Source organism: Pseudomonas sp. SDO524_S393 (genome assembly GCF_054071875.1).
Window position 1 is genome coordinate 21,664 of the sequence record NZ_JBSVVZ010000018.1, and the last position, 16,736, is coordinate 38,399.

A 16,736-nucleotide genomic window follows, 5' to 3' on the forward strand; every position below is an offset into this window, starting at 1 on the left:
TGTCGAGGGTCAGCGTAGTTCAATAACCGAGAGTGCGTAGGCCTTTGAGTTGATCCAGGTTGCAGTTCAACGCCGGGTTGTTCAGTCCGTTATTGCCCATCACGACATTCAGTTGGGTGATGTTATTGACGAAGTTGGTATTGCCGGTCAGTACCGTCCCCTGCAACACGTTGCCGCCCCCGATCTGTTGAAGGCTGTTGCCCTGATTGTTCCTGGCCTGAATGGCCATCTGCAGGCCGCCGTTCTTGGCGGAAACCGCAATGTCGCCGGCAGCGCTGGTGCCGGTGACCACGCCGCCCGCCACCAGCACCTGGCCGGATTGCGCGATATTGGACGGGGCAAAACCGTTTTCAGTGACGGTGATGCCCACATTGTTGTTGGCGGTGTTGCCATCGCCCGCCGCGCGGACGCTCTGGGTCACGCCCTGGCCGCTGCCCAGGCCGGCGCCACCGACGACGGTGCCCGTTGGCTGCTGGCCATTGCCGGTGCCGGTGCCGGAGGAACCATAGGTCTGGACGTAGAACTGCGGAGTGATGGTGGTCTTGTCGACCTGCATGCTGGCCGTGCCGGTGATGGTGTCACCCACGGCGTTGGTCCAGGTGCTGCTCATGACGATACCGAAGCTGATGATTCGCCCCGGCATTACGTAGCGGCCGCGCAGTTCGGCCATTTCCGAATCCTTGAGCTCGATCGGCTTGAACCCCGATGAAGCATAAGCGGGCATTGAGGCTGCCAGACACAAGACCGTCAGCCAACGGGAAGTGTTCATCTTCAGCTCCTGGAGCGTCCTGCCCCTTATTGCGCTTCTTTTAGAAGAAGTCGCTCTGGATGAAACCGAAATCCATCAGCTCGGCATCGCCTACGGGCCTGAACTCATTCAACTGGTTCTTGGCGGTCAGCGGCATCGGCGGGTCGAGCAGGGCGTTGGCCTTGTCATAGCCTTCACCCAGTACGGCGAAGACGATGCCATTCCAGCCCTTGACGAAGTCATCGAGTGCGTAGCGCTTGTGGCCCAGCACCGGGTCGCCGATATAGACCCAGTCCTTGTCCGCGCGCTGCAACACCACGAAGTGCTTGTAGCCACGAATTTCCAGCAGCACCACCACAGGGATCTTCACGGTCACCAGCGTTTCCGGCCCGATCTTGTAGCCCCGGGCACGCATGCCGATGCTTTCGAGGTAGCGCTTCATGTCCAGCATGGAAAAACCCTGGGTGCGAACCAGGTCCTGGTCTGCATTGACCAGCATGCCCTTGATGACGTGGTCTTCGTCGACGTCCAGCCAGTAGCCCTGGCGCAGGATGGTGGCGAGTGCCGCAGCACCGCAGCTGAAATCGGTTTTCTGTTCCACCAGGTTGGCGAACCGGCGTTCCCGGATACTCTCGACCTTCTTGTAGATGACTGCACCACCAGGCATGGCGGAGATCGCCATGGTGCCTGCCCAGGTCGGGCCGGTGAGCAACATCAAGAGGGCGAGGGTCGCGAGGCGCATGATCGTATGACCTGATGGACACTGGAATTAAAAAGGGCCTTGTTGCCAAGGCCCTCGTTGCATCAGAAGCGCACGCCGCTGGAGCAGACGCTGCAGCCTTGGCCTACAGAGAGGCTGTTGCTGGCCTGGTTGCCAGAACCGGATTGCAGGTTCACACCCACGTTGCCGGCGTTGTTGTTGACCGAGTTGTCGAGACTGGCGTTATTCGACACGTATTGAGGCTTGCTGCCATGGCCATAGCCGTGGCTGGTGGCCGCAGTGTTGAGGTAGTTGTTGGCGAGCGAGTTTTGCTCGGTGTTGGCGGCCGCGGCGATGTTTTTGCCATCTGCGGTGGTGATCGCCAGGTTGTTTTTGCCCTGGTTGCCCTGACCGGCCTGGCCGTTGTAGCCCAGGTTGCCCGAGTTATGGTTAGCGGAATTATCCAGCGAGGCGTTGTTCTGGATGCCTTTGCTGACGAAGTTGTTCAGGCCGCTGTTCTGGTTCACATCGACCACGGCGAACACGGTGGCAAAGTCGCCCTTGGCACTGGAGATCGCGCCCGAGTTGTCGGCCTGGTTGCCACTGCCGGCTTGAACGTTGACCCCGGTATTACCGCTGTTGAAAGTCACCGAGCCATCGGCAGAAGCGTTGTTTTCGGTTTTGGTGTCGTCATACTTGTTGCCGATGCTGTTTTGCACATCCGTAACCACTGAGGCAACCACGCCGGTAGGTTGAGGCGCAGGGTGCCAGCCACCACCTGCTTGAGCAGCAGCAGCCATGAGTGCGGCCAGAGCGAAAACCATTGGTTTCAGAGCCATTTGAGGTTTCATGGTGTTTCTCCTTGCTTCTAATTAGTTGGTTAAGTGTTGGTACGGTCTAGCTAGTGCTACCAAGCGCTTACTTGATAGTGATGCCCAGGGTGTTAGCCACTCGGTTCCCCACCCCGGCACTCTGGTTCACCTGTATCACTCCTCGGCTGCCGGTGAAGGCCTGGTCGCTTGTCACGACCTGGCGGCTGCCAGTGGTGGGGGTGAGCCCTGAGTCGGTTGCCAGCGTCGTCGTGTTCTGTTGCAACAGGACGCTGTCATCAACGCTTTGCGGGCCAGGATTGACGCTGATCCGCACCGCATTGACTAATTGGTTATTGGCCCCGGCTGACTGGTTGACGCCCAACATGCCGTTGCCATTGGTAAAAGAGGTGCCCTCGATCGCCGCCTTGGCGTTCAGGGAAGGGTCGACGGTGCCGTCCATCCTCTGGATGGTGCGGGTGGTGGCCTGGCCACCGAGCGCGACGGCGCGATTGTTGGTGGTTTGCTGCTGATTGCCCGCCGCCTGGTTGATCATCACGTTGCCCTGGTAGGCCTTGCCGCTGTTGTTGATCACGGCAGTGTTGTCCGCCATCACCGAGGCGCTGGTCAGCAGGGCCAGCATGAGCAGGGAACGGTTCATTGTTTGCCTCCCAGCATGCCGCCGATGTTGTTCAGGGGCGCCAGGCCACGCTGGATCGAATCACTGATCTGTCCGCCCATGCTGCCGCTGCCGCCCGAGCGGCTGGCGGCTGCGCCGGCGCCCAGCGTGGACATGCTGTTCTGCGTGGCGCTCAAGGTGGAAAGGTTGCCGGTGGGCTGGAGTGCGCGAGTCATGCTCAAACCGCTGTTGACGCTGCCGAAGTCACGGTCACTCAGCTCGCCCGACAGGGCGCCGAGGACTTCACGGCTGGGGTTCACATTGGCGGTCTGGGGATACGGGTCCGGGCCGAAGGCGGCGCGGCCATACATGTGGGCCTGTACATCGCGGCCTGTCACGATCACGCCGTCACCCGCCAGGGTCGGAAGACTGATGCTGGCGCTGAGTACACAGCTGGCCAGCAGTACGTTCATCGAACCTTGAGTGAGTGTCATCACGGCGGCCTTCCTTATTCTTCGCGCTGACCCTAAACAGCGCTGTCAGGGATAGAGCAGAAGCCGTGCCGCTTTTTATTTGTCCTGATTAATCAAAGCGTTGCGCAAAGTTCGCGGCAAAATGAACACGAGGCTGTATCAGCCGTGAGACAGCGCCCTTCGAACGCCTGTCTGCGCAGCCACTGCGCAATCGCTTCACCTGCCTGTATCAACGCTGTAACACTGCGCATGACAAAAGCATGAATCCGTACACCGTGGGCGGTTCAGGGCAGGGCGCTGTAAAAAAAATGGACACTTCAGGCGCGTATACGCCCGGGCCTGACGACAAGGGCTCAGCCTTTGGGGGCTTTACGCGGGATGGCGTTGAGGACGGGGTTGCCGTCCTGGTTCTGGGTCAGGTAGACCGGCAGAACCTTGGGCAGGGACGGGACGAGGTTGTTGACCTCATTGATGTTGTAGATGCCGCCGATACGAATCGCGCCGGTACTGGCATCGGCCAGCATTACCGGCTTGTTCAGGTAGCGATTGATCAGCGGCAACGCATCGGCCAGGGCCAGGTTGTCGAGAATCAGCTTGCCCTGGCGCCAGGCCAGGGCGGAGTCATTGGGGTTGATCGCAGCGACACGGGGGCTGGCGTCCCCGTGTTGATAGCTGGCCTGCATGCCGGGTGTCAGGGGGACACCGGCGTGCAACGGGCTGCTGGAAATCTGCACCGAGCCTTCAAGCAGCATCACCCGAACCTGGTCTTCGTACTTCCACACGTTGAACTGGGTGCCGGTGACACGCACTTGCCCCTCGCCGGCGTGCACGATGAACGGGTGCGTGCTGTCATGACTGACCTTGAAAAACGCCTCGCCCTTGTTCAGCGTGACACGGCGCTGGTCCTTGTAATTGCTGTAGACCAACTCGGTGCCGACGTTGAGTTCCACTTGGCTGCCATCGCCCAGGGTGATCTGGCGCAGACCGTTCGAGGCGTCGAAACGTTGATAGGCGCTCGGCAGCCAACCGGCTTCCCAACCGGTAAATGCCGCCAATGGCAGTACTGCCAGGCAAATCGCAGCCGCCGCTGCATAGGTACGCAAGCGGCGGCGCGGCTTGAGGGGCACCACCATCGGTGCAGGTGCGCTGCGGGGCAGATGATCGGCGACGTCCCAGATTTCCAGCATGGCCGCGTATTCAAACGCATGCAGGGGATGGGCATCGTGCCATTGCTCAAAGGCCTGACGTTCCGCCGTCGTGCAATCGTTTGCATGCAGACGCATGCACCAATGCGCGGCGGCGTCGGTGATAGCGTCGTATTCGGCTTCTGAAAGGGACTTTTCGCTCATTGACTCATCCTGATTTCCCGCATTCTAACCTCCACAGGCCGACGGCGAGAACAGCCGTCATGGCGATTGCACATCAATTGGAACTTATTCTCGTTTGAAAGCACCTAAAAATTCAGGACATTTGTCAGTCATCCCCCAAGGAGTACGAGTATGTTGAAGCAAACCTTAATCGCCCTGTGTGCAACCTCCGCCTTGCTGAGCGCTGGCGCAGCCCTGGCAGACAAGCCCGGAGCGGGTTGGATCACCATCGAGAAGGCTATCGAAGTGGCCAAGACCAAGGCTGGCTACATCGAGGTCTACCAGGCTGAAGCCGATAACGATGGCTATTGGGAAGTCAAAGGGCGCAAGTCCGATGGCACCGTGTATGAAGCACGCATCGACGGCACCTCCGGCAATATCCTGCGTGATCAAAAAGACTGATCCCCCTCGCCAGGGGCCGCTTCAGGCCCCTGCCTCCAGTTCCCGTCCCAACTGCGTGATCAAGTAGGCTATCGAGTCGGCATTGGCCAGAATGATGTCGATGCGCTTGTCTTCGTCACTCATGAACACGTGTCTGGCCTCATCCAGGGTCTTGGCACCCGCGAGCTTGAGAACAGTGTTGCGCGCTGATCGGGTCAGTGAATGGCTGCCCAGGTCTTCCCACGTCTCGGCGTAGGCGTCCCAGCTCTTGAACAGCATATCGACGGGCGTCAGGGTGGACAGCGCGGTACTGCGCAATACCCGCAGGTCGGTGCGAAGCACGGCGGCACCCAGCACGTTGGTGTTAATCAGGTCATGGAATGGGCGCATGCTGTCCAGGTACGCGATGTCTTCGGTTTGAGACGTCACGTGCGTCAATTCGTGAATCAACGTGGCCGCGCGGGCATGCGCAGAGATGTCGAAGGGGACGGTCAACCGGTTCTGGTAGATATCCATCCTGGGGTCGAAAAAGCGGTCCACCAGATAGATCTTGTGTTCGGCGTCGTCCGGAAGGGTGAACGCGTAGGTGTCTTCCGGAGACCAGCGGCTGGTGCCGGTCACGAAACGCATCGAGTCCGGTCGCGTCAGCGTCGGATCCACCAGCGCATTGAGCACGGCATCGAGGCTGGTTTCGATGCGGATCAATTGTGCTGGCGTCACTCGATGCACGCCGAACAGTTCGCTGAAAAAGCGCCCCAGACGGCTGGCAGGATCCCGCTCGCCGGCGTAGTGAACCAGGTTGCGCTTGCTGGTCACCGCGTAGTAGGTCGCGACGTTCAGCGCTTCATTGATGCAGCGTGCTTTCCAGCTGGACAGCGCCGCAATTTCGCGCATGCCATGGGCTTCGATATTGATGGTCTGGCGCTGTGCAATGCGGGTATTCACCCGGTCCGCGTAGCGTGACAGGGTCTTGCCGAAGCGCGGGTCATGCCTGTCGAGATCGAGCACCCATTTGCCCTCGGCGTTGTGTTGCACGCAAGGGCCCTGCTGTTCGCCGTCGTGTATGCACCAGCGCGTGCCGCCACGTTTGACCGGGTAGACCTTGCCCGCCACCGGTACATAGGCCTGTCGGGTCGAGTTGTCGGTATAAACATGGGTCGACAGGCTTTTTGTCAGGGTATTCAGGGCGACGCTGTGGGTCTCGAATCGCTGCAGGCGTGTACGCAGAGGCGCGGTCAGGGCAATGTCGCCCCAGTGCGCGGCGGTGGGTGGCGGCGCCTTCAGCCAGTCACTGATGGTTGTGGGCGCTGGGGCGGCGTCGGTGTCAGGCAAAAAGTAATCGGCCTCCTTGCGCAGCGCGGCCATCTGCGCCACGCCCCGGATAAACGCGCGCAAACCTTCGTTCCAGCGCCGTTGTTGCAAGTGTTCGGCGGCGTCCTTGAACAGTGAGTAGCTACGCCAGAGTACATTTGGAATTTCGAGCTTGCCGGCCATGAATGACACAGCGCCGGGAGCGCCTTTCTCCAGTAGGCGTACCACCGCCTCCCATTGCCGCCGGCCCAGCGGTTCGAATTGGTTCTCGAACATTCGCTTCAGCAGCGTGGTGTTGTCGTCGAACAGACGCAACAGCGCACTGCCGGCGATCGGATGGCTGCCCAGGCGAATGTCCGGCACCGAACCGTGCAGCGCCTCCCGCCAGAGATTGCGGTAAGTCGCCTGATGCGCGGCGTCAAGGTTCAGCGCGATCCAGTCCTGCAACTCACCGGGGCTGTTGAGTTCGCGCAGCAGATCTGCTTCATCGGTGTACTCCTGTAATACCCGCCTGGCGCGATAGGGGGTGTACAGCACCTGCGGGCCAGGTTCGCCGGGGCGGGGGCCGATCAGGTAGAGACCGGTCGCGCGCACCACGGCAGCCCCCGCAGTGGCGATCAACTCCAGTGGGCGGATGAGGGCGGTGACACCGTTGATGGCATCGCGTGCGACGGCGTCGGGCATATCGAAGATCTGCCGGACGAATCCCCAGGCGGCGTCGGACAATCGTTCCTCCAAGTGCTCTTCATGGGCGTGTCGCAACACTTGCCACGGCAGTTGCCGACAGAACAGCGTGCATCGTTGACGCCGCTCAAGCGCCTGGGGGCCCAGGTGAGTGTCGAGCTGTTTCTGGTAGAACGACTTGAGGTCCAACTGTTGCACCAGTTGCATCACGGCGTGCCCGTCCATCCCCGTCGGCAATGGCGTAGCGCTACGGGAGCGCGGGCGAATGTGGTCGGCCGTCAGGTTCGGCAAGTGGCCCATGGCGAAATCGGTCAGTGTCTGAGCGGTGCCCTCCAGCCCCAGCCGCGTGGGGATCAGCACATGGTCGGGATTGTTCTCCTGTTCCGGAAACCGGGCGTTGAGCAGTGCTGTCAGGGTGTGGTTGACATGCTCGCGCAACGGGACGATGCCATGCAGATAATCCTGCCCTCCGACAGCACTGAGGCGTTGTTGCTCCAGCAACTGAGCGTGCAGCAGTTGTTCATCGGGCGCGGCCATGCCCAACCAGGCGGGCAGGGCCTGCCGATGAATGATGGATTGCGCCAGGGCCACGGCGCGTGCGAGGTTGGTGGGGGGCGCATGCCGCAGCACATCATCCAGGCTGTCCTGTAGCGCCCGTGCGCTCAGGCCCATGCCCAGCCGATGAGCGATGCCGTCGTGTACCGTGTCGGCGTAGCTGCGCAGGCGGTTGTGCAGCAGATTTTCATCGATGCGCTGCAGTGGGCCCGGCTCATAAGGTTGGTGCGGCACGCACTGGCTGGCAGGCAGGTTTTCCAGCAGGTATTGACGCTGGTCGGGATGTTTCAGGCGTTGGCTCAATGTCTCGCGCAGGTGGTCAAGCGAGGCAAAGGCTTCATGACCCCGCCCCGGTGTCCATAGCAGGGCCTGTCCCGACTGCCTGGGGTCAACACCGCCGCGCTCGGTCAGGACAAAACAATTGGCCAGGGCCAGCAGGGAGGGGGCGGCGCCCACCTTCAGCGTCAAGCCAAAAGCGTCCGGCAAAAAGCCGTTCAAGCCGTGGCGCGTCAGCCGGACGAGGCTTTCGGGGTTGAGCACCGTGTGGAGTATGTCGTGGGCCCGCAGGCTCAGTGTATTGTCCAGACGCGCCAGTTCGCTTTCGCTGCGCAGCCCCGCCAGCATTCCGTCACTGAGGTGACGTTGGTGATGGGCGAGAAATTGCCGGCACAACGCATGGGCGGTCAGCGCCTGCAATGTGGGGGGATTGTTGAAACTGGCCATCAGGGCCGCGTCGATGGCCTGCAGACGAGGCAGTGCACGTTTGGCGTGTTCAGCCTTGACGGTAGCCAGGCGCCCCTCCTGGCGGGACACCGGGTTGAGACTCCAGCGCCCGCCTGCGTCCAGCGCCCGCAGGCGCGGGTCGAGCAGGCTGCGCACGTCCAGGGCACAGTCGAGCAAGGCGCCCGGATCAATATTGCCGTCGCTGCGACGATACAGCGCCAGCGCATGCTCCAGGTTGCTCGACTGCTTGATCATGATGTCTTCTGCCAGTGTCTTGAACACATCGCCGTCGATCGGTGTTCCGCTGACCCGCACCGGATCGAGGTCGAGAAATACCGCGCGCTCGTCCAGGGACAGAAAGTTGAGCCACTCATCCTGATGACCGTCGGCCTTGAGCAGGCTGAGCAGGGTCGCCTGCAGGTCGTCGAGGTCGCGGAGCACCTGAAGGCCCCGCGAGTGGGTATACAGGTAGGCAGGACTGCCGCCCATCATCAAGGTTCCTGCCAGCTCGACTGCCGGCTGGTAGGGGGCGTCGAGGCGAACTTTTTCAACGCGCAATGCATTGCTGTGTGCGGTACCGGTGCTCTGGCCGGGTGAGATCAGGGCTTGCAGCCGAAGGCTGTCCTGCGACGACACGATACCCGCCTGCCGTTTGAGCAGCAGGTCGGCACGAAAGGCCGCGCTGAGCACTTCGGCAAAAAATGCCAGGCGAGAGAGGTGTGGGCTGACTTCGGTATTCCAGTAGGTCTGCAGCAGGCTGTCGAGCAGCGCCGAGAACGTGCCGCAGGTCTGTTCCACCAGGCGGTGCCAGCGCGCCTGGGTTTGATTGTGATCAGTGGTGACGTGGCGCGGGTTGATAAAACGGCGGGTTTGCCCCGTGGGCCATTCTTGCGCTACGTAGAACTGCAACAGTGCCTGGCTCAATGGCATCGACGCGATCCAGGCCGAATCGAGCGCGTCGGTGGCGTACACATCCATGCGCGTATCGCGTTGATCAAGGCCCGGAAAGTCGGCGCGTGCCATGATGCCCAGGAGGGTATCCAGCATCTCTTGCAGGGAAGGAATCTGGCGCAATGCCTCCAGCATGTCGCGCAGGTTCTGCTGCTGACTGGCCTGGATCGATTGCTCCTGGTCTTCCATGACCGCGCCCTCAATCGTCTCGGGCGTCAAGGTCAGTGCCGTGCCGGGAACAATGGAACGGCGCTTTCTTATGGCTATAAATTTAAGTAAATCATTGTCTTGAGGGTTTCTATTGATATCGATTGTCAGGCTGTTCAGCAGTGACTCACGGCTGTCGAACACCTCGATTCCACCGTAGGGGGTGTACAGCATGGCTTTGTTTTCATCCGGGCTGGGGCTCATCATGAACACTCCAGCCACTGGCACCGATACACCGCCGGCCTGGCTGAGGATCAGCTTCTCGACCTTCATGGGCGCCTCGCGCAGTGTTGGGTTCTGCCGAGCCTTGTCGGTGGCGTAATACAGGGTGTTCAGCCAGTCCAGGTCCTTGAGTGTCAAACCCAGCAGGCGCTCGCGGGGTGTGGGCTGGTTGCGTTTGTGCGGCCTGAGGAATTCATCGAAAAAATAGGGGGGATTGACCCGCGCCATGTCCGGTCTCCAGTGCCGGGGAAAATGGATCCACAGGCTAGACCGGCAGGTGAGGGCCAGGACGGTAGATATTTGCCGTGATCGGCATTGACAGCAGGCGCTGGCCGCGTTGTTTAATCACAGGTCTGGATTTCACGCCCGTAGCCCCTTCCAATCATAAAATCGGAGCTTCAGATGTCTACCCAGCCCACGGTAGTTGACAGTTCTAGCGCCATTATCGGCTTCGCTGAGCTGGTGGCTTTGCTCCACGCCATCTTCGTTCGCCACGGCACCCGCGACGATGTGGCCGCGATCCTTGCGCACAACTGCGCCAGCGCCGAACGCGATGGCGCCCACAGCCACGGTATCTTTCGCATCCCCGGTTATCTCAGCACCCTGGCCAGCGGCTGGGTGAATGGCAAGGCCGTGCCCGTGGTCAGCGATGTGGCCTCCGGCTTCGTGCGCGTGGATGCCGGCAATGGCTTCGCCCAGCCGGCCCTGGAAGCGGCGCGCCCGTTGTTGGTGGAAAAGGCCCGCAGCGCCGGTATCGCCTTGCTGGCTATCCACAATTCCCACCATTTCGCCGCCTTGTGGCCTGACGTCGAGCCTTTCGCCGAGGAGGGCCTGGTGGCGCTGAGCGTGGTCAACAGCATGACCTGCGTGGTGCCCCATGGCGCCGACCGTCCCTTGTTCGGCACCAACCCCATTGCCTTTGCCGCCCCCCGTGCCGATGGCCCACCGATCGTGTTCGACCTGGCCACCAGCGCCATCGCCCACGGCGATGTCCAGATCGCTGCGCGCAAGGGCGAGCGACTGGCACCGGGCATGGGCGTCGACAGCCTTGGCCAGCCGACCCAAGACCCGAAAGCCGTGCTGGAAGGTGGCGCATTACTGCCCTTTGGCGGGCACAAGGGGTCGGCCTTGTCGATGATGGTCGAGCTGCTGGCGGCGGCGTTGACCGGAGGCAACTTTTCGTTCGAATTCAGCTGGGCCGACCATCCCGGTGCGCGCACGCCGTGGACCGGTCAATTGCTGATCGTGATCGACCCGAGCAAGACCGCCGGGCAATCGTTCGCCGAGCGCAGCCAGGAACTGGTGCGGCAGATGCATGCTGCAGGGTTGCGGCGCTTGCCGGGGGATCGGCGTCACCGTACGCGGGTGAAGTCTGACGAGCGGGGTATCGAGGTGGATGCTGACGAGTTGGCGCGCTTGCGGGCGTTGGCCGGACAGTAAAACCGGCTGCGCCCGTTCAGGCGCAGCCGGTGTCGATCAGTTGCGGCGACCCAGCAGCAGGCCGACCACCAGGCCAAAGCCGGCGGAAATCGCGACGGTCTGCCACGGATGGCCACCGATATAGGTTTCGGTGGCATCCACCACCGGCTTGCTGCGCTCGCGCACGTTGGACACCGAGTCCAGGGCTTGCTTGAGCTTGATGGCGACCTGCTCGCGCAGGGTTTCACCTTCTTCACCCACCAGGGACGCGCTGCTTTTGAGCAGCTTGTCCGATTCCTCGATCAGCGCGGCCAGTTCGCTGAAAGCTTGATCCTTGATTTGGTCTTCGACGGCTTGGGCAGCGGATTTGCGAGCCATTGGGTGTCTCCTTGCAGGTGAATGTGACAGTGAACAATGGAGTGTCGCGCGGCGGCAAAAGTTGCAGTTTTTTTGCCCGGGTGTGGTTCCGGGCAAAATCCGAATCAGGAAATTTCGACCTACAGTGTAAGATGTCCTCCATTTGTGCAGCAGGTAATTCAACATGAGCTTCAATCTGGCCAACAAGACCCTCGCCGAGCGCGCCGAGCTGGAGGATGAAAAGTCCCGTCTCTATGAGCTGTGGCAAACCAACCTGGGCAAGGCCAAGGGCGAAGCGACGCGCTTGTTCGGCGAACGTGCCAAGCGCAAGGGCAAATGGGCCGAGTGGGTCCGCGCCGAACTCGACGGCATGTCTCCACCGGAGTTCTCCAACATGGTGCGCAGTGAGGTCAACAAGCTGATGGCGGCTAACAAGTAAAGCTCGTCACAATCGCTTCGCGTACTTTCAGCAACACCGGATCCAGCTGTGCCTGGGTGCGCCAGCCCAACTCCACCGGGTAGCGTGGCAATGCCAGCGGGCAGGGCAGTACGTGCAGGCCGGTCAGGTCGGCAATGGCCTGCGCGGCATGCCCCGGGATGGTCGCCACGGCCCGGCTGCCCTTGAGCAGAAACGGCAGCGCCGCGAAGTGGCTGGTGGAGGCGCACACCTGGCGGCTCAAGCCCTGTGCCGCCAACCCTTCGTCGGTAATCCCGATAAACCCACCGGATGACACCAGCACGTGTTCACGGGCGACGAACTCGTCCAGGCTGATGCTGGCCTGCTCTGAATCCACCAGGCAACGGTAATCACCTTCTCCCAGCACCTGCCGGCTAAGCCTGCCGTGGGCAAAGCCGCCCGCCGTGATCGCCAGGTCCAGCGTACGGTCGAGCAGGGCGCCGGCGACGATCTGGCTATGGGTCTGACGGAAAATTACCCGCAGTTTCGGCGCGCGCCGGGCGATCTCTTCCATCAGGCGCCGGCCGTAGGCAATCTCGAAATCATCCGACAACCCCAGCACCACGGAACGGCCCTGATACTGCTGGTTATCCGGGTTGACCATGGCCAGGCTTTGCCGGCAGCGCTCCAGTGCCTCGCTGATCACCGGTTTCAACTGATTGGCGCGCAATGTCGGCGCCAGTCCACGTCCGGTGCGTACGAACAAAGGGTCGCCATACACCTCGCGCAAACGCCGCAACCCTGCACTGATGGCCGACTGCGTCACGCCCAGACGCACGGCGGCGCGGCTGGCGCTGGACTCGTCATGCAGCGCTTCAAAGGTTTTCAGCAAGTTCAGGTCAATTTGGGCGATATTTATCTGGTTCATATCATTCAGCACTGAGGTGGGCTTTATTCATGATCCTGGCTGGCCGGAGAATGGGCAACCCCCCCCGATGTTGGAGTGATCGTAATGCCTGTATCTACTGTGGCGGCCTTGCAAATCGGTGCCTTGCCGGGCGGCAAGGGCGAGACCCTGGCGCAAATCCTCGGCTACGAGGACGAAATAATCCGTAGCGGCGCGCAACTGGTGGTCATGCCAGAAGCGCTGCTGGGCGGCTATCCCAAAGGTGAAGCCTTCGGCACTCAACTGGGCTACCGCCTGCCGGAAGGCCGCGAAGCCTTTGCTCGCTACTTTGCCAATGCCATCGATGTGCCCGGCGCCGAGACCGACGCCTTGGCCGGCTTGTCGGCTCGCACGGGCGCAAGCCTGGTAGTGGGTGTGATCGAACGCAGTGGCAACACACTGTATTGCACGGTGCTGTATTTCGAGCCTACCGGTGGCTTGGTGGCCAAGCACCGCAAGTTGATGCCCACCGGCACCGAGCGTCTGATCTGGGGCAAGGGCGACGGCTCGACATTGCCAGTGATCGACGCGGCGGTAGGGCGTATCGGCGGCGCCGTGTGCTGGGAAAACATGATGCCGCTGCTGCGCACGGCCATGTACGCCAAAGGCGTGGACATCTGGTGTGCACCCACCGTGGATGAACGCGAAATGTGGCAGGTGAGCATGCGCCATGTGGCCCATGAAGGCCGCTGCTTTGTGGTGAGCGCGTGCCAGGTGCAGGCTTCGCCGGACGCGCTGGGTGTAGACATTGCCAATTGGCCGTCAGACCGTCCATTGATTGCCGGCGGTAGTGTGATTGTCGGGCCCATGGGCGACATCCTGGCCGGGCCACTGGTGGGGGAAGCGGGGCTGTTGACGGCGCGGATCGACACCGATGAATTGGTGCGGGCGCGGTATGACTATGACGTGGTGGGGCACTATGCGCGGCCGGATGTGTTCGAGTTGAGTGTGGATGAGCGGGCCAAACCGGGCGTGCGCTTCATCAAGGACTGACAATAGGGTGGGGAAAATGTGGGCGCTCTATTGTTGGCAAGAAAGCGCCCGGCGCGATGGCGCTGCTGGCAGCGTTTTTCCAACCACCATCAATCCCTTGTGGGAGCGGGCTTGCCCGCGAAAGCGGTGGGTCAGCCGACATATCTTTTGGCAATGCCGCCGTCATCGCAGCGGTGCGGCGATCCGACAAGCCACAGAGTGGATCTTCATGGATTGGAGGATTTGGAGTTCAGCCATTCTTCGCGGGTAATTTCCCAGATTTCCCGTGGGAAACTGCCTTCGACAAAGTGGCCTTCAACCGTCTTGACCAAGCGCATGCCGCCACGTTCGGAAATCCTCCGCGAGCCCTGGTTAGGGGCTGCCTTCGGCGCGCGCAACACCGGGCGTTCGAGCACGCCGAACCAATAGTCAGTCACCACCGCGCAAGCCTCGGTCATCAACCCTTGGCCGTGCCATGGCTGGCCGAGCCAAAAGCCACGGTTGTCGTCTTCGGTATCGAACAGGCTGATGTTGCCGACCAACGTGTCAGGTGAGTCCTTCAGGCTGATCGCCCAGTGCCATTGTTCGCCTCGTGCCATGCCGGGTAAGGCCACGTTTTCCAGAAAGCTGCGCGCACCGTCAGCGGGGTAAGGCCAGGGCACTTTGTCGTTGAGGTAGCGCACCACTTCCCAGTGGGGAAATATCTGCTGGATGGCGTCGGCATGGTCAAGGGTCAGTGGGCGCAGGATCAATCGTTCGGTGTAGAGCGTCGGTTGCATGGCGATCACCAAGTGGCTGTGTTCGGCAGGTCAAGCGTGCCACGGTCGACAAAACGCTGGGTGCCAAACAGGCCACCGGCCAACTTGCCGCGCAGCACGTAGGGCAGGTTGTTCAAACTCTGGGTCTGGCTGAGCCCCAGGGTCTGACGCAGCACGGAAAACGCCGAAACACTCACCGGTACTTTCAACGTCGCCTCGGAAAAGCGCGGTATGGTACCGCTCTGGTCACTTACCCCGGAGGCCAGAGGCCGGCCGTTGACCTCAAGGTCCAGCGCCACGCCGTTGTAGTCGATCGCCGTTTCATTCGGGTTCTGCACCCGCAAGGTGACGGCGAAGCGCACTTCCAGGTCCTGGCTTTGCAGGGGCTCAATGCCCACCACGTTGATGTTCACCGGGTCGCGATTGGGGAACAGGGCGCAGGCGCTCAGGGTCAGCAGCAGTAACGATAGAACCATGAGCTTGCGCATCGACGGGGTGCTCCTATTTTGTGACGTCCGGATCCTGCATCACTTTGAGGGTAGAGGACTCCGGATCGAATTCATCCTCTTCCAGCTCTATGAACTCTTCCGGCAGGAAAATGTTCAGCAGGATTGCACAGAACGCACCCACGGTGATCGGCGATTCGAAAATGTTATGCAGCGCCTTGGGCAGTTCGCGCAGTACTTCCGGCACCGCGGCCACGCCCAGGCCCATGCCCAGGGAAATCGCCACGATCAGCACGTTGCGTCGGTGCAACCCGGCTTCGGCGAGGATCTTGATCCCGGCCACCGCCACGGTGCCGAACATGATCAGCGTCGCGCCTCCCAATACCGGCTTGGGCATCAGTTGCAGCACTGCGCCGATCACCGGGAACAGGCCCAGCAGTACCAGCAGGCCGGCGATGAAGTACGCCACGTAGCGGCTGGCCACACCGGTCAGTTGGATCACCCCGTTGTTCTGGGCGAAGGTCACCATCGGCAGGCTGTTGAAGGTGGCGGCCATCGCCGAGTTGAGGCCGTCGGCCAACAGGCCCGACTTGATGCGCTTGATGTACAGCGGGCCCTTGACAGGCTGCTGGGAAATCATCGAATTGGCGGTCAGGTCACCGGCCGCTTCCAGCGGGGAAATCAGGAAAATCACCGCCACCGGGATAAACGCCACCCAGTCGAACGAAAAACCGTACTTGAACGGTACGGGCACGCTGATCAGCGGCACCTGGGGCAACGCCGCCATGTCCACACCGCCCAGCCACCAGGCCACCACGAACCCCAGGGTCAGGCCGATCACGATCGAGCCCAGGCGCAAAAACGCGTTGTTGAAGCGGTTGAGCACCACGATGGTCAGCAGCACCAGGGCCGCCAACCCCATATTGCCGGCGGCGCCCAGGTCGCTGGCACCGAAACCGCCCGCCATGTCGGTGACCGCCACCTTGATCAGCGACAGGCCCATCAGCGTAATGATGGTGCCGGTCACCACCGGGGTGATCAGCTTGCGCAGTTTGCCGATGAACTGGCTGAGCACCACTTCGATAAACGCGGCAAAAAAGCAGATGCCAAAAATGGTCGAGAGGATTTCATCGGTGCCGCCGCCTCGTGCCTTGACCATGAATCCGGCGCTGAGAATCACGCTGATAAACGAAAAGCTGGTGCCTTGCAGGCACAACAGCCCTGAGCCCACCGGGCCGAACGTGCGCGCCTGCACGAAGGTGCCCAACCCCGATACGAACAGCGCCATGCTCACTAGGTACGGCACTTCGCTTTCCAGGCCAAGTACACCGCCGACGATCAGGGTCGGGGTGATGATGCCGACAAAACTGGCCAGCACGTGTTGCAGCGCGGCAAAAATCGCCGCCGTGAAGTGTGGGCGGTCTTCCAGGCCGTAGATCAGGTCGGATTTATAGCGCGGGCGGGGGGCTTGAGCGTCAGACAAAATGCGGGCTCGGGTCAGAAAATGGAGGCGCAGGATGCCAGAAATGACCGGTCGTCAGAAGTGTAAAAAATTATTTATGAAGACCCTGCATAAAATCCCGGGCCCTGCCGATATCTGGTTTAGGCCCACAGACCAATGACAACAGTGGCGACCAAAGCTCAGAGCGGCGCGTTGACGCTGACTGAGCGTTTCGCGGCAGGGAAGCTCG

16 protein-coding genes are annotated in these 16,736 nt (G+C 61.3%); 4 read left to right on the forward strand and 12 right to left on the reverse strand.

Features of this window, described 5'->3' with window-relative positions; translation table 11 throughout:
- Positions 1 to 19: 19 nt before the first annotated feature.
- The 6 genes from ACW9IB_RS10350 to ACW9IB_RS10375 form a co-directional block, all read right to left on the reverse strand.
- Positions 20 to 769: a hypothetical protein gene (locus tag ACW9IB_RS10350; RefSeq protein WP_457413516.1), complete on the reverse strand. Its 750-nt coding sequence runs from the start codon at positions 767 to 769 to the stop codon at positions 20 to 22.
- A 40-nt stretch (positions 770 to 809) separates the two neighbouring features.
- Positions 810 to 1,490, reverse strand: a complete 681-nt coding sequence (locus ACW9IB_RS10355; protein ID WP_457413517.1) for a C39 family peptidase — start codon at positions 1,488 to 1,490, stop codon at positions 810 to 812.
- Between the two features lie 62 nt (positions 1,491 to 1,552).
- Positions 1,553 to 2,299, reverse strand: coding sequence for a hypothetical protein (locus ACW9IB_RS10360; protein ID WP_457366996.1), 747 nt, complete (start codon positions 2,297 to 2,299; stop codon positions 1,553 to 1,555).
- Positions 2,300 to 2,366: 67 nt separating this feature from the next.
- Positions 2,367 to 2,918, reverse strand: coding sequence for an adhesin (locus tag ACW9IB_RS10365; RefSeq protein ID WP_457413518.1), 552 nt, complete (start codon positions 2,916 to 2,918; stop codon positions 2,367 to 2,369).
- Positions 2,915 to 3,373, reverse strand: coding sequence for a hypothetical protein (locus ACW9IB_RS10370; RefSeq protein WP_457366998.1), 459 nt, complete (start codon positions 3,371 to 3,373; stop codon positions 2,915 to 2,917). Before ACW9IB_RS10370 ends, ACW9IB_RS10365 begins: the two co-directional genes overlap by 4 nt.
- 329 nt (positions 3,374 to 3,702) lie before the next feature.
- Positions 3,703 to 4,698, reverse strand: coding sequence for a FecR family protein (locus ACW9IB_RS10375; RefSeq protein ID WP_457413520.1), 996 nt, complete (start codon positions 4,696 to 4,698; stop codon positions 3,703 to 3,705).
- 150 nt (positions 4,699 to 4,848) lie between these two features.
- Between ACW9IB_RS10375 and ACW9IB_RS10380 the strand changes: the two genes are divergently transcribed.
- Positions 4,849 to 5,118 carry a PepSY domain-containing protein gene (locus ACW9IB_RS10380; protein ID WP_457367000.1) on the forward strand — a complete coding sequence of 90 codons (270 nt, stop codon included), beginning with the start codon at positions 4,849 to 4,851 and terminating at the stop codon, positions 5,116 to 5,118.
- 21 nt (positions 5,119 to 5,139) lie between these two features.
- Here the strand turns inward: ACW9IB_RS10380 and ACW9IB_RS10385 are convergent, their stop codons facing one another.
- Positions 5,140 to 9,978, reverse strand: coding sequence for a dermonecrotic toxin domain-containing protein (locus ACW9IB_RS10385; protein ID WP_457413521.1), 4,839 nt, complete (start codon positions 9,976 to 9,978; stop codon positions 5,140 to 5,142).
- Between the two features lie 174 nt (positions 9,979 to 10,152).
- Between ACW9IB_RS10385 and ACW9IB_RS10390 the strand changes: the two genes are divergently transcribed.
- Positions 10,153 to 11,190 carry an Ldh family oxidoreductase gene (locus tag ACW9IB_RS10390; RefSeq protein WP_457367003.1) on the forward strand — a complete coding sequence of 346 codons (1,038 nt, stop codon included), beginning with the start codon at positions 10,153 to 10,155 and terminating at the stop codon, positions 11,188 to 11,190.
- Between the two features lie 36 nt (positions 11,191 to 11,226).
- Here ACW9IB_RS10390 and ACW9IB_RS10395 read toward each other — a convergent pair whose 3' ends face one another.
- A complete protein-coding gene (locus ACW9IB_RS10395; RefSeq protein WP_457367004.1) occupies positions 11,227 to 11,547 on the reverse strand; it encodes a DUF883 family protein in 321 nt (106 codons plus the stop codon).
- A 163-nt stretch (positions 11,548 to 11,710) separates the two neighbouring features.
- Here ACW9IB_RS10395 and ACW9IB_RS10400 point away from each other — a divergent pair, with 163 nt between their 5' ends.
- Complete coding sequence (locus tag ACW9IB_RS10400; RefSeq protein ID WP_457367005.1) at positions 11,711 to 11,965, forward strand: hypothetical protein; 255 nt, start codon at positions 11,711 to 11,713, stop codon at positions 11,963 to 11,965.
- Here ACW9IB_RS10400 and ACW9IB_RS10405 read toward each other — a convergent pair.
- Positions 11,955 to 12,851: a LysR substrate-binding domain-containing protein gene (locus tag ACW9IB_RS10405; protein WP_457413523.1), complete on the reverse strand. Its 897-nt coding sequence runs from the start codon at positions 12,849 to 12,851 to the stop codon at positions 11,955 to 11,957. The two genes, ACW9IB_RS10400 and ACW9IB_RS10405, sit on opposite strands and share 11 nt — an antisense overlap.
- 84 nt (positions 12,852 to 12,935) lie before the next feature.
- Here ACW9IB_RS10405 and ACW9IB_RS10410 point away from each other — a divergent pair, with 84 nt between their 5' ends.
- On the forward strand, positions 12,936 to 13,862 hold the full coding sequence (locus ACW9IB_RS10410) for a carbon-nitrogen hydrolase family protein (protein WP_457413524.1): 927 nt from the start codon (positions 12,936 to 12,938) through the stop codon (positions 13,860 to 13,862).
- Between the two features lie 206 nt (positions 13,863 to 14,068).
- On the opposite strand, the gene ACW9IB_RS10415 is transcribed toward ACW9IB_RS10410, so the two are convergent.
- The 3 genes from ACW9IB_RS10415 to ACW9IB_RS10425 are packed head-to-tail and all read right to left on the reverse strand — an operon-like array spanning position 14,069 to position 16,528.
- Positions 14,069 to 14,620 (reverse strand): GNAT family N-acetyltransferase, encoded by a 552-nt coding sequence (locus ACW9IB_RS10415; RefSeq protein ID WP_457413525.1) that lies wholly within the window; start codon positions 14,618 to 14,620, stop codon positions 14,069 to 14,071.
- Between the two features lie 5 nt (positions 14,621 to 14,625).
- The gene (locus tag ACW9IB_RS10420; RefSeq protein WP_457413526.1) at positions 14,626 to 15,087 is read right to left on the reverse strand and encodes an LEA type 2 family protein; all 462 of its coding nucleotides are present in this window, start codon (positions 15,085 to 15,087) and stop codon (positions 14,626 to 14,628) included.
- 13 nt (positions 15,088 to 15,100) lie between these two features.
- Positions 15,101 to 16,528, reverse strand: a complete 1,428-nt coding sequence (locus ACW9IB_RS10425; protein WP_457413527.1) for a nucleobase:cation symporter-2 family protein — start codon at positions 16,526 to 16,528, stop codon at positions 15,101 to 15,103.
- Positions 16,529 to 16,736 lie beyond the last annotated feature (208 nt).

Excerpts from the sequence above, each read along its gene's own strand:
- ACW9IB_RS10375 (WP_457413520.1), bottom strand. The coding sequence starts at position 4,698 with ATGAGCGAAAAGTCCCTTTCAGAAGCCGAATACGACGCTATCACCGAC.
- ACW9IB_RS10380 (WP_457367000.1), top strand. The coding sequence starts at position 4,849 with ATGTTGAAGCAAACCTTAATCGCCCTGTGTGCAACCTCCGCCTTGCTG.
- ACW9IB_RS10360 (WP_457366996.1), bottom strand. The coding sequence starts at position 2,299 with ATGAAACCTCAAATGGCTCTGAAACCAATGGTTTTCGCTCTGGCCGCA.
- ACW9IB_RS10415 (WP_457413525.1), bottom strand. The coding sequence starts at position 14,620 with ATGCAACCGACGCTCTACACCGAACGATTGATCCTGCGCCCACTGACC.
- ACW9IB_RS10400 (WP_457367005.1), top strand. The coding sequence starts at position 11,711 with ATGAGCTTCAATCTGGCCAACAAGACCCTCGCCGAGCGCGCCGAGCTG.
- ACW9IB_RS10350 (WP_457413516.1), bottom strand. The coding sequence starts at position 769 with ATGAACACTTCCCGTTGGCTGACGGTCTTGTGTCTGGCAGCCTCAATG.
- ACW9IB_RS10410 (WP_457413524.1), top strand. The coding sequence starts at position 12,936 with ATGCCTGTATCTACTGTGGCGGCCTTGCAAATCGGTGCCTTGCCGGGC.
- ACW9IB_RS10420 (WP_457413526.1), bottom strand. The coding sequence starts at position 15,087 with ATGCGCAAGCTCATGGTTCTATCGTTACTGCTGCTGACCCTGAGCGCC.
- ACW9IB_RS10390 (WP_457367003.1), top strand. The coding sequence starts at position 10,153 with ATGTCTACCCAGCCCACGGTAGTTGACAGTTCTAGCGCCATTATCGGC.
- ACW9IB_RS10385 (WP_457413521.1), bottom strand. The coding sequence starts at position 9,978 with ATGGCGCGGGTCAATCCCCCCTATTTTTTCGATGAATTCCTCAGGCCG.
- ACW9IB_RS10365 (WP_457413518.1), bottom strand. The coding sequence starts at position 2,918 with ATGAACCGTTCCCTGCTCATGCTGGCCCTGCTGACCAGCGCCTCGGTG.
- ACW9IB_RS10355 (WP_457413517.1), bottom strand. The coding sequence starts at position 1,490 with ATGCGCCTCGCGACCCTCGCCCTCTTGATGTTGCTCACCGGCCCGACC.
- ACW9IB_RS10405 (WP_457413523.1), bottom strand. The coding sequence starts at position 12,851 with ATGAACCAGATAAATATCGCCCAAATTGACCTGAACTTGCTGAAAACC.
- ACW9IB_RS10395 (WP_457367004.1), bottom strand. The coding sequence starts at position 11,547 with ATGGCTCGCAAATCCGCTGCCCAAGCCGTCGAAGACCAAATCAAGGAT.